The following is a 12,922-nucleotide window of genomic DNA, read 5'->3' as shown; positions in this document are numbered from 1 at the left end:
TTATAAAGGTTTAGGATTCTAGCGACTATCAACTAACAACTGAAAACTAGAAAATATGGCAAAAGCAAGTACAAAAAAACGTAAAGTTATTGTAGATTCTGTAGGTGAAGCACACGTTAATGCATCATTCAATAACATCATTATTTCACTTACCAACAAAAAAGGCGATGTTATCGCATGGTCTTCTGCTGGTAAAATGGGATTTAGAGGTTCTAAGAAAAACACGCCTTACGCAGCACAATTAGCGGCAGAAGATGCAGCAGCAGTAGCGCAAGAAGCTGGTTTAAAAAAAGTAAAAGTATATGTTAAAGGTCCAGGAAACGGTAGAGAATCTGCTATTCGTTCTATCCATAACGCAGGTATTGAAGTAACTGAAATTATTGATGTTACTCCATTACCACATAATGGATGTCGTCCTCCAAAACGTAGAAGAGTATAATTTATATTCATTACAATAAATAAAATTAATATCAATTGTTTTACTGCAATTGATATTAATTTTATGTGTAAATTTGCAAACTGAAAAAATAAAAACAAGTATCAACAAGAGATCAACGATTATCGAAGGATAAGATTAAGACCTTAATTCATAATCACTCTTAAAAAAAACAATTTAAAATGGCAAGATATACTGGTCCTAAAACTAAAATAGCTCGTAAATTTGGTGAGGCTATTTTTGGAGAAGATAAATCTTTTGAAAAAAGAAATTATCCTCCAGGTCAACACGGTGCAAACAAGCGTCGTGGAAAAAAATCTGAATACGCAATTCAATTGCAAGAAAAGCAAAAAGCTAAATATACCTATGGTGTATTAGAGCGTCAATTCAGAAATATGTTTAAGAAAGCTAGAGCAGCTCAAGGTATCACAGGTGAAGTATTGTTACAACTTTGTGAATCTAGATTGGATAACGTAGTTTTTAGAATGGGAATAGCTCCTTCTAGAAGTGGTGCAAGACAATTAGTATCTCACAGACACATTACAGTAAATGGTGAATTGGTAAATATACCTTCTTATCAGTTACAGGCTGGAGATGTTGTTGCTGTAAGAGAAAAATCAAAATCACTTGAGGCGATTGATAAATCTTTATCAAACTCAAGTCAAGTATACGAATGGATCACTTGGAATAACGAAACTAAGCAAGGAACATATGTTTCTGTTCCTGCTAGAATTCAAATTCCAGAAAACATAAACGAACAATTCATCGTCGAATTATATTCTAAATAATAAATTAATAATATTGGTATTTGGCCAAAGGGTTTATTTGTATTTCTTCAAACTTATAATCCGCGCAATTAAATAACAATCAAAACGAAGAAAAAAGTATGGCAGTATTTAATTTTCAAAAGCCCGATAAAGTAATCATGATTGATTCCACAGATTTTGAAGGCAAATTCGAATTTCGCCCTTTAGAACCTGGATATGGATTAACAGTAGGTAACGCATTAAGAAGAGTTTTGCTTTCTTCTTTAGAAGGATTCGCTATCACATCAGTTAGAATTGAAGGTGTAGATCATGAATTTTCAGCAATTTCAGGTGTGGTTGAAGATGTTACAGAAATCATATTAAACCTAAAACAAGTTCGTTTTAAAAGACAGATTGAAGATATTGATAACGAATCTATTTCTATATCAATTTCTGGTCAAGAACAAATATTAGCTGGAGATTTCCAAAAATTTATTTCAGGATTCCAAGTATTAAATACAGAATTAGTAATCTGTAATTTAGATCCTAAAGTGAACTATAACATGGAAATCACTATTGAAAAAGGTAGAGGTTATGTACCCGCGGAAGAAAATAAAAAAGCTGCTGCACCAATTGGTACTATCTTTACGGATTCAATCTACACACCAATAAAAAATGTAAAGTATAGTATTGAAAACTATCGTGTTGAACAAAAAACCGATTATGAAAAATTAGTTTTTGAAATCATTACAGATGGTTCTATAACACCTCAAGATGCTTTAACAGAAGCTGCTAAAACATTAATTCACCACTTCATGTTATTCTCCGATGAGCGTATTACATTAGAAGCTGATGAAATTGCACAAACTGAAACTTATGATGAAGAATCACTTCACATGAGACAGTTGCTTAAAACTAAGCTAATCGATATGGACTTGTCCGTGCGTGCACTTAACTGTTTAAAAGCGGCAGAAGTTGATACTTTGGGAGATTTAGTATCTTTCAATAAAAACGACTTAATGAAGTTTAGAAATTTTGGTAAAAAATCTTTAACAGAGCTTGAAGAGCTTGTACATATTAAAGGTTTGAACTTCGGAATGGATTTAAGTAAATACAAATTAGATAAAGACTAGAGGATTTTAGATTTACGAATTTCAATTTTAGAATTTTAAATATCGTAAATCGTAAATCATAAATAAATTTAACCCATCATAGTTTGCTCCCTTAAACATAGGTATAGAAGCAAGATGATGACAACAAAAAGGTCATGAGACACGGAAAAAAAATAAACCACTTAGGCAGACAAACTGCTCACAGAAAATCAATGTTGGCAAATATGGCTTGTTCTTTAATAGAGCACAAGCGTATTAACACAACGGTTGCAAAAGCAAAAGCTTTAAAGCTATTTGTGGAGCCAATGATTACTAAATCTAAAGAAGATACTACGCACAACAGACGTATTGTTTTTAGCAGATTAAGACAAAAAGAAGCTGTAGCAGAATTATTTAGAGATGTTGCTGCTAAAGTTGGTGATAGACCAGGAGGTTATACAAGAATCATTAAACTTGGTAATCGTTTAGGTGATAATGCTGATATGGCTATGATTGAGCTTGTAGATTACAATGAAATCTACAACGCAGGTAAACCAGAAAAGAAAACAACTAGAAGAAGTAGAAGAGGTGGTTCTAAACCTGCTGCTGCACCAGTTGTTGATACTAAAGCATCAAAAGAAGAAGAGGAATAAATGTTAAAAACATTTAAAATATAAAGGATAAACTATTTTAGTTTATCCTTTTTTTTATGCAATTTTGTAAAACTTTTTTAGGAATGAAACCTTCCATAACTCGTATAATATTAAAAAAACAACTATTATATGAAGGTCACATGTGACAATTTAAAAACTATAAGCTAACACATGAAATATCAAAAACGACAAAAAGCCATCATTCTTCTCGCAGATGGTACTATTTTTTACGGTAAAGCAGTTGGAAATAAACAAGGATCCGCATTTGGAGAAGTGTGTTTTAATACGGGCATGACTGGGTACCAAGAGATTTTTACCGACCCATCATATTATGGTCAATTAATGGTTACTACCAATGCACATATTGGAAATTATGGTGTAAATGATGAAGAAGTTGAATCTGATTCTATCAAAATAGCGGGACTAATTTGCAAAAATTTTAGTTACGAATATTCCCGCATAGATTCCGATGGTTCATTAGAATCATTTTTAGATAAAAATAACCTATTAGCGATATCTGATGTAGATACCAGAGCGCTGGTGAGTTATATTAGGGATAATGGCGCGATGAATGCTGTTATTTCTACCGAAGTTGATAATATTGAAGGGTTAAAAAAGCAATTAGCAGACGTTCCTGATATGAATGGTTTAGAGTTGGCTTCAAAAGTATCAACCAAAGAACCTTATTATTTTGGTAATGAAAATGCAACCTATAAAGTAGCAGCATTAGATATTGGTATTAAGAAAAACATACTTCGTAACATTGCGAAAAGAGATGCTTATATAAAAGTGTTTCCATACAATGCGAAGTTTGAAGATTTAGAAGCATTTAAACCAGATGGTTATTTTTTATCTAACGGTCCTGGAGATCCAGAGCCTTTAGTAGATGCTCAAAACTTAGCCAAAGAAATAATAAAGCGCGACTTACCTTTGTTTGGCATATGCTTAGGCCACCAAATTATAGCCTTGGCGAATGGGGTGTCTACCTATAAAATGCATCATGGGCATAGAGGCATTAATCATCCAGTTAAAAACCTAAGGACTGGTAAAGGTGAAATAACGTCCCAAAACCATGGTTTTGCTGTTAATAGAGAAGAGGCGGAAGCCCATCCTGATTTAGAAGTAACCCACGTGCATTTAAATGACCATACTGTTGCTGGCTTAGCCATGAAATCTAAAAATTGCTTTTCGGTGCAGTACCATCCAGAAGCTAGTCCCGGACCACATGATGCATCTTATTTGTTCGATCAATTCATAGAAAATATTAAAAAATAAATCTCTTAAAAGATGTTTACTAACAGGATTAGAGTTACTAAAACGTTGTAGGCATATTTTTAATAAATTCTTTGAAAACATCATTAATTTGAGGGGATTTAACCGTAAATTTGACATATTAAAAAGTTTAAAAATAACCAATTATGAGTGCAATAATAAATATACACGCAAGACAAATCTTTGATTCAAGAGGAAACCCAACTGTAGAAGTTGATGTAGTAACAGAAAATGATGTTTTAGGAAGAGCAGCAGTGCCGTCTGGAGCATCCACAGGAGAGCATGAAGCAGTAGAGCTACGTGACGGAGGAAAGGCCTATATGGGCAAAGGTGTTTTAAAAGCGGTTGATAATGTAAATTCAATTATTGCTCAAGAATTATTGGGAGTGTCTGTTTTTGAACAAAATTTGATTGATAAAATTATGATTGATTTAGATGGAACTCCAAATAAATCAAAATTAGGTGCTAACGCTATTCTAGGTGTTTCTTTAGCAGTTGCTAAAGCAGCAGCAGCAGAATTGAATATGCCATTGTACAGATATGTGGGTGGTGTGTCTGCAAATACGCTTCCTGTGCCTATGATGAATATCATCAATGGCGGTTCCCATAGTGATGCGCCTATTGCATTTCAGGAATTTATGATTATGCCTGTAAAAGCTAAAAGTTTTACTCACGCTATGCAAATGGGTACAGAGATTTTTCACAATCTTAAAAAAGTATTACACGATAGAGGTTTAGTTACGTCTGTTGGTGATGAAGGAGGTTTTGCTCCTAACTTAGCTGGTGGAACTGAAGATGCTTTAGATTCCATTAAATTAGCAGTTGAAAAAGCAGGATATACGTTTGGTGGAGATGTTATGATTGCATTAGATTGTGCTGCGGCAGAATTTTATGTAAATGGAAAATACGATTATACTAAATTTGAAGGCGATAAAGGTAAAGTAAGAACATCAGCGGAACAAGCTGAATACTTGGCTGAATTAGCAGCAAAATATCCAATCATATCTATTGAAGATGGTATGGACGAAAACGACTGGGAAGGATGGAAATTATTAACCGATAAAATTGGTAATAAAGTACAATTGGTAGGCGATGATTTATTTGTAACCAATGTCGAGCGTTTATCAAGAGGTATTAAAGAAGGTATTGCAAATTCCATTCTTGTTAAAGTAAACCAAATTGGATCCTTAACAGAAACCATTGCAGCGGTAAATATGGCTAAAAATGCGGGATATACTTCTGTTATGTCTCATCGTTCTGGAGAAACTGAAGATAACACAATTGCAGATTTAGCTGTCGCTTTAAACTGTGGTCAAATTAAAACGGGTTCTGCTTCAAGAAGTGACCGTATGGCTAAATACAACCAATTACTTCGTATTGAAGAAGAATTAGGTGAAACAGCTTATTTCCCACAAGAAAAGGCATTTAAAATTAAGTAATAATACGTATAGAATATTATGAAAAAGGCGATTAATTTTTAATAATCGCCTTTTTTTATTCGTCATTAATAATAATATAATAATTGATAAATCCTCACGCAGATAAGCTTTATTAATCCTGAGATATTTTGTAAATTAGCAAATCAAAATTAATTATTAAACATTCACAATATAACATGGCACATACTGCTAGCATTGAAGTTAACGGAAAGAAAATAGACCTCCCAGTAATAGAGGGAACAGAAAATGAATTAGCGATAGATATTTCTAATTTCAGAAGCGAATCAGAAGGTGTGATTACTATAGATCCAGGGTTTAAAAATACTGGTTCTTGCGAAAGCAGCATTACTTTTTTAGACGGAGAAAAAGGGATTTTAAGATACAGAGGCTATTCCATAGAAGAATTGGCTGAGAAAGCCGACTTTTTAGAAGTTGCCTATCTTTTGATTTTTGGAGAACTGCCTACAAAGGAGCAAAATGATAAATTTCATAATGATATTAAGGCTCAAGCTGTTGTAGATGAAGATGTTAAAAAAATAGTGGACGCTTTTCCCAAAACGGCTCATCCTATGGGAGTCATATCTTCATTGACCAGTGCCTTAACAGCATTTAATCCAACCTCAGTTAATGTGAATTCCGAGGCTGATATGTATAGGGCTATAGTTAAAATCATGGGTAAATTTCCTGTGTTAGTAGCTTGGACTTATCGAAAAAAACTTGGATTACCATTAGATTACGGTGATGATTCCTTGGGCTATGTTGAAAATATCTTAAAAATGATGTTCAGACAGCCTAATGGTAACTATATTCAAAATAGAATTTTAGTAGACGCTTTAGATAAGCTTTTAATTTTACATGCAGACCATGAGCAAAACTGTTCTACATCAACAGTTAGAATCGTTGGTTCTTCACATGCAGGGTTATTTGCATCACTATCAGCAGGAATCTCTGCACTTTGGGGACCACTTCATGGTGGTGCCAACCAAGCGGTATTGGAAATGCTGGAGGCTATTAAAGAGGATGGTGGCGATACTAAAAAATATATGACTAAAGCAAAAGATAAAGAAGATCCGTTTAGATTAATGGGTTTTGGTCATCGTGTATATAAAAATTTCGATCCTCGAGCTAAAATCATTAAAAAAGCAGCTGATGAAGTATTAGGTAACCTAGGAATTGAAGATCCTATTTTAGACATCGCGAAAGGCCTTGAGAAAGAAGCTTTAGAAGATCCATATTTTGTTGATAGAAAATTATATCCTAACGTAGATTTCTATTCAGGAATCATTTACAGAGGTATGGGCATTCCAACCGATATGTTTACGGTTATGTTTGCTTTAGGACGTTTACCGGGCTGGATAGCTCAATGGCGCGAAATGCGTTTAAATAAAGAGCCCATTGGTAGACCAAGACAAGTATATACTGGAGCAAAACTGAGATCATTTGTTCCATTAGAAAATAGATAACACATCATTAAAATAAATTATCAGAGCTTCATAAGTTTACTTGTGGAGCTTTTTTATATTTACATCATGCTAGAACTTAACATAAATAACGAAACGTCAAGATTGCGAGCGGTCATTTTGGGAACTGCTAAAAGCAATGGCCCAGTGCCACAAGTTGAGGATTGTTACGACCCTAAAAGTATTGAAAGTGTTCTGGCTGGAAACTATCCAAAAGAAGAAGACATGATTCTTGAAATGGATGCCGTTGAAACTGTTTTAAAGAAATATGGTGTACAGGTTTATAGGCCCAATATAATTAAAGACTGTAACCAAATATTTTCGCGAGACATCGCTTTTGTTATTGAAAATAAAATAATAAGGGCCAATATTTTGCCTGATAGAGGACGCGAAATTGAAGCCATACGCTATGTTTGGAATCAAGTAGATAGACGGAACAGAATTGTTCTGCCAAAAGAATGTCATGTAGAAGGCGGTGATGTCATACTTTGGGACGATTATATTTTTATGGGGACGTATTCGGGAGAAGACTATGCCGATTACATTACGGCAAGAACTAATATGGATGCCGTGATTGCCATACAAGAATTATTTCCAGAAAAAACGGTAAAGGCTTTCGAGCTGCAAAAATCGAATACAAATCCTAAAAAAAACGCCTTGCATTTAGATTGCTGCTTTCAACCCATTGGAAAGGGAAAAGCCATTATTTATAAAAACGGATTTTTAATAGAACGCGAATACCAATGGTTGGTTGATTTTTTTGGAAAAGAAAACATATTTGAAATTACTAAAGACGAAATGTATAACATGAACAGCAATATTTTTTCTATTTCTGAAGAGGTTATTATTTCTGAAAAAAACTTTGCCAGATTAAATAATTGGTTACGTAAACAAGGCTTTATTGTTGAAGAAGTGCCTTATGCTGAAATTGGTAAACAAGGCGGCTTGCTAAGGTGTACTACGATGCCTTTGGTTAGGGACTGATTTTGTAATTTGTTTAATATGTGGTGGTTTTCAGCAGTTGTGATGATTTATTACGGATGATTCCAAGGACAAAACTCCTATATGATTCCGCTAAGGAATCGAGGAGATGCCCAAGTTTAACAATTTATATAAACCGCTGTTAGCTTGAGGTTTTCTTTTAAATTCGATATAAAACTTGTCGAAAATATTTATTCAACATGCAATTTAATTATATCAGACATTAAACGAATTTCAATATTTTCCTTCTAATAATTTATCATTATTTACAATTCAGGACGTATAGTAAAACTATAATTATAAACTTTATCCGTATAAAATATATAAGGTTTATGTGGTTTTGCACCCCAGCTATCATCGCCGCCAACGCCCATCATTTTATGGTCTATATGCACTTCTACAAAATCCCTTTCCTTAATATCAATTGGAGTTCTCAAAGTCTTTACCTTTCCTTCATCAAAATCTGCGGTACTGTTGTGCAAAGTATTAAATTCAATGGGTTTACTGTTTGCTTCAATTTTAAAACCCAATCCAGATTGATTTGTTAGGGTAAGCCATCTGGTATCCGTTTTATGTCCGTTTTCCTGTGGCCTGCCATAAACATAATATTGATCAGCCACTTTAGATTGATAGATACCAACAAAGGCAGCCGTGTTTCTGTCTATATAGTTTTCCCATGGGCCACGACCGTAATACTCCAAATTGTCGAATTCTCTTGGCATTCTAAAAACCACACCTATACGTGGAATTTCTGGTAAATCAGCATCGTATTTAAAGGTGTAGTCCACTTTTATGTCGCCATTGCCATAAATACTGTATGCCATGTCTATGGCACCTTCCACTGTTGGCAATTTTAATCTTGTATTAATGGTTAATTCCGATTGGGACACTGTGTTGTGATTGATGCTTTCTAAAGTGGCGTTATTCATTGCTTCTTTCCAAACTTCGCATCGTATCTGCATTTTATTGCCAAAATCGTTATCCGTTGGGGCACGCCAAAACGTTGGAACCAATGGGTCGTTCATCAATTCATAGTTGTTCAACTTGTAGGATGTTATCGCGCCTGTTTTTTTGGAAATTTTAACAGTGAAATTTTTACCAGTAATTTGAATAGCATCAGTTACATCTTTAACAATCATATTATTTGAAACAATTGGTTTATTATCAATTTTTTCAAAATCTGTTAACGCAAATTGTTCTGAAGCAACCTCATGTCCAAACGGTATAAGTTCGGTTTCTTTTCCTTGCAATGCATACATGTTCAAAAAATATTCATCGCCCTTTTTAGGATTGAAATCTTTTAAGCCAATATTAAACGCCTTTTCGGTTTGTGGCGAAACACCTGTTGGTAAGAATGTACCTGTTTGGATGGTTTTGCCATTTTCCATTAATTCCCAACGGACCAGATAAGCATCCAAATCCAAGAAAAACTGTTCGTTCAGAATTGTAATTGTTCCATCAGAAATTTTCAGGTCTTTAAAATGGATATTTTGATATACCTTTTTCACTTCAAACAGACCGGGGTGCGGCGTTAGGTCCGGGTTTACCAGGCCATTAAAACAAAAATTACCATCCGTGTAAACGCCTTCTGGTTCAAAATGTCCTCCATAAGCCCAGAACTTAGTGCCATCCTCACTGTATTTTGTAAGCCCTTGATCCATCCAGTCCCAAATAAAACCACCTTGGATCTGTCTGTTGCCACGCACCAAATCCCAATATTCCTTAAAGTTACCAGAACTATTGCCCATAGCATGGGAGTATTCGCACCATATAAATGGACGTTCCGCATCGCTTCCAACCCATCTATTAGCAACCCAATCAATAGGTGCATACATATTTGATATAATATCGGTGTGGTGTTCTGTAATATCTGTTTCTTTTTCAGCACGTTCGTAGTGTACAGGACGGTTTGTATCACGAGCATGAACAGCTTTATAAGCCTCTAAAAAATTTGGCCCGGTTCCCGCTTCATTACCCATACTCCATACAATTATGGATGGATGGTTTTTGTCCCGTTCAACCATGTTTATAATACGCTCCACATGAGCCGCTTTCCATTCCCGTTTATTTGCTAAAGTATTTTTTGGATTATAACCCATGCCGTGCGATTCCACATTGGCTTCATCAAACAGATATAAGCCATATTGGTCACAAAGTTTGTACCAAATAGGGTCATTGGGATAGTGACTGGTACGAACGGCGTTAATGTTGTTCCGTTTCATCACTTTGATTTCTGCAAGCATGTCTTCTTCATTTACAACATGTCCATGATCTTGGTTATGCTCATGGCGGTTCACGCCCTTTAAAAGAATGGGTTTGCCATTTACTAATAATTGTCCACCTTTAATCTCGGTGGTTCTAAACCCTATTTTTATGGAAGTGGCCTCCATAGTATTTCCTTTACTGTCTTCTAGGTTTAATACTAAAGTATATAAATTAGGGTTTTCAGCAGACCATGAGTTCACTTTAGGAATTTCATCAGTAAAACTCAGTTTGTTCACACTTGAGGATTTAATGCTGAATATGTTTTCGTTTGATAGAATTTCTTTTCCCCCGGCATCTAGAATTTGGTATTGAAGTTTTAAATTGGATACTTTTTTAGCTAATGTGTTCTTAATTTCAACTTCTAATGCAAATTCCCCATTTTCATAAGTCGCATCTAATAATGCTTTGGCGAAAAAGTCACTGATATGGGTTTTTGGTTTGGCAAAAAGGTAAACATCTCTTTGGATGCCTGATAATCTCCAAAAATCTTGGTCCTCTAAATAACTGCCATCGGTAAACTTAAAGACTTTTACTGCCAATTTATTAGTGCCTTTTTTTAAATAAGGCGTGATATTGAATTCAGCAGGGAGCTTAGAGCCCTGGTTGTAGCCCACTTTGTTTCCATTTATCCATAAGTAATATCCCGATTTTACGGATCCTAATTGAATATAGATCTCACGGTTTAACCAGTGTTCATCAACCTCAAAATAAGTTATATAAGAACCTACCGAGTTTTGCGAATCTTTTATAAATGGTGGATTTTTTTCAAAAGGATAGACAACATTGGTGTAATGAGGATAGCCATAGCCGTACATTTCCCAATTTCCAGGGACAGGGATTTCATCCCATTTACTGTCATCAAAACCAACTTTTTGAAAGTCTGGGATACCTTTGTCCGAATGATCCGTGAAATTAAATTTCCATTTCCCATTTAAACATTTAATAAAGCTTTCATCTTCTGGATTGTCAAGTAAGGCCTTATCTAATGTTGAATATGTGTAAAAAGTGGCTCGTGCTTTTTCCCTATTCTGTTGGAACATCTCCGGGTTTTCCCAATCGTTCTGGCTGAACATGTTTTGGCAAGACGTAATTGCTAATAAAAAGATGATTGCTAATGGATAGAAAATGATTTTCTTCATTTTTAGTTAAATTTTAAGAAAAACGAAGTTCGGTTATTTTTATCAATTATTCAATCCCTTTTCAGTTTTAAAAGTTAGTATTTTTAGAATAATATGGTAACTTTTAGTAGGGACTATTAATTTCATTAGCGAAATTAAGTTTTATAAAATCTTTTGTGTAACCATTCCATTTTTCTACATTTGAAGACCAACCAAACCAACTATTAATAAGATATCAATCAGACGGTTGTGTTGAACTAAACTATTATGCATATATCAAAAATACAGATTCTCGCTTTTCTATTGATCCTATCATTTTCATGTATGGAGGATAAAGTCAAAGAGAAAGAGACGACTGCCAAGACGCTTTTCACCTTGTTGGACAATGAACGGACGAACATCCATTTCAACAATACCGTAGAAGAGACCGCAGATTTTAATGCTTTGAATTACCCTTATGTATACAATGGTGGTGGTGTTGCCATAGCTGATGTCAATAACGATGGGCTCCAGGACATCTACCTGACATCCAACCAGCAGTCCAATAAACTGTACCTTAACAAAGGGGATTTTGAGTTTGAGGATGTTACCGACAGGGCAGGCGTTGCGGACATTGGGGGCTGGACCACTGGCGTGAATATGATCGACATCAACAACGATGGATGGATGGATATCTATGTATGTAAATCAGCCTCCCGAAGTGAGACAAGTCTGCGAAAAAATAAACTGTTCATTAACCAAAAGGATGGTACATTTAAGGAAGAGGCGCAAAAATGGGGCCTGGACGATGATGGCTTTTCAGTCCAATCCTATTTTTTTGACTATGACAGGGATGGCGATCTGGACATGTTCCTTGTTAATCATCGGGACGATTTCTTTAATTCTATCGATCTTGATAATATTTTAAAAGATAAGGACTTTTTCCCTCAAACCTCTGATCATCTATATAGGAACGATGGTACGCAGTTCACCGATGTTACCTTGGAAAGCGGTATCATCAACAAGGAGTTTAGTCTAAGCGCCTCCATTGGTGATTACAACAATGACGGTTGGCTGGACGTGTTCGTTGCCAACGATTTTATTACCCCTGATAAGCTATATATCAACAACAAGAACGGCACCTTCACAAATCAAGTAAATACAAGACTAAAACATACGTCATATAGCAGCATGGGCTCGGATTATGCCGATGTCAACAACGATCTTTTGCCTGATTTATTTGTTGTAGATATGTCCGCTGAAGATCACCGCAGAGGTAAGGAAAATATGGCTACGATGAATACGAATGGTTTTTGGAAAACAGCTCGCTCAGGATTCCACTATGCTTATATGTCCAATATCCTTAACCTGAACAACGGCAATGGTTACTTTAGCGATGTGGCACAGTTTTCAGGCATATCCAAGACCGATTGGAGCTGGGCGCCGCTGATCGCCGACTTTGACAATGATGGGCTCAAGGAC

10 protein-coding genes are annotated in these 12,922 nt (G+C 35.2%); 9 read left to right on the top strand and 1 reads right to left on the bottom strand.

Going from position 1 to position 12,922, the window contains the following annotated elements; all coding sequences use genetic code 11:
* The first annotated feature begins 55 nt into the window (after positions 1 to 55).
* From rpsK to CSW08_RS08040, 8 genes are all read left to right on the top strand, one after another.
* Positions 56 to 439, top strand: a complete 384-nt coding sequence (rpsK, locus tag CSW08_RS08075; protein WP_106659397.1) for a 30S ribosomal protein S11 — start codon at positions 56 to 58, stop codon at positions 437 to 439.
* Between the two features lie 179 nt (positions 440 to 618).
* Positions 619 to 1,224 (top strand): 30S ribosomal protein S4, encoded by a 606-nt coding sequence (rpsD, locus tag CSW08_RS08070; RefSeq protein WP_106659396.1) that lies wholly within the window; start codon positions 619 to 621, stop codon positions 1,222 to 1,224.
* Positions 1,225 to 1,322: 98 nt separating this feature from the next.
* Positions 1,323 to 2,315 carry a DNA-directed RNA polymerase subunit alpha gene (locus tag CSW08_RS08065; protein ID WP_106659395.1) on the top strand — a complete coding sequence of 331 codons (993 nt, stop codon included), beginning with the start codon at positions 1,323 to 1,325 and terminating at the stop codon, positions 2,313 to 2,315.
* Between the two features lie 134 nt (positions 2,316 to 2,449).
* Positions 2,450 to 2,926 carry a 50S ribosomal protein L17 gene (rplQ, locus tag CSW08_RS08060; protein ID WP_106659394.1) on the top strand — a complete coding sequence of 159 codons (477 nt, stop codon included), beginning with the start codon at positions 2,450 to 2,452 and terminating at the stop codon, positions 2,924 to 2,926.
* 171 nt (positions 2,927 to 3,097) lie between these two features.
* Complete coding sequence (gene carA / locus CSW08_RS08055; RefSeq protein ID WP_106659393.1) at positions 3,098 to 4,201, top strand: glutamine-hydrolyzing carbamoyl-phosphate synthase small subunit; 1,104 nt, start codon at positions 3,098 to 3,100, stop codon at positions 4,199 to 4,201.
* 143 nt (positions 4,202 to 4,344) lie between these two features.
* Positions 4,345 to 5,637 carry a phosphopyruvate hydratase gene (eno, locus tag CSW08_RS08050; RefSeq protein WP_106659392.1) on the top strand — a complete coding sequence of 431 codons (1,293 nt, stop codon included), beginning with the start codon at positions 4,345 to 4,347 and terminating at the stop codon, positions 5,635 to 5,637.
* Positions 5,638 to 5,813: 176 nt separating this feature from the next.
* Positions 5,814 to 7,100, top strand: coding sequence for a citrate synthase (locus tag CSW08_RS08045; protein ID WP_106659391.1), 1,287 nt, complete (start codon positions 5,814 to 5,816; stop codon positions 7,098 to 7,100).
* A 66-nt stretch (positions 7,101 to 7,166) separates the two neighbouring features.
* A complete protein-coding gene (locus tag CSW08_RS08040) occupies positions 7,167 to 8,081 on the top strand; it encodes a dimethylarginine dimethylaminohydrolase family protein (RefSeq protein WP_106659390.1) in 915 nt (304 codons plus the stop codon).
* Between the two features lie 263 nt (positions 8,082 to 8,344).
* Here the strand turns inward: CSW08_RS08040 and CSW08_RS08035 are convergent, their stop codons facing one another.
* Positions 8,345 to 11,482, bottom strand: a complete 3,138-nt coding sequence (locus CSW08_RS08035) for a glycoside hydrolase family 2 TIM barrel-domain containing protein (RefSeq protein WP_106659389.1) — start codon at positions 11,480 to 11,482, stop codon at positions 8,345 to 8,347.
* A gap of 303 nt (positions 11,483 to 11,785) precedes the next feature.
* On the opposite strand from CSW08_RS08035, the gene CSW08_RS08030 reads away from it, so the two are divergent.
* Positions 11,786 to 12,922: FG-GAP repeat domain-containing protein (locus CSW08_RS08030; RefSeq protein ID WP_238987227.1), on the top strand; the 1,137-nt coding region annotated here is incomplete at its 3' end.

Source organism: Confluentibacter flavum (genome assembly GCF_002843175.1).
GTDB lineage: Bacteria > Bacteroidota > Bacteroidia > Flavobacteriales > Flavobacteriaceae > Confluentibacter > Confluentibacter flavum.
This window is presented reverse-complemented; position numbering and strand designations above follow the sequence as displayed.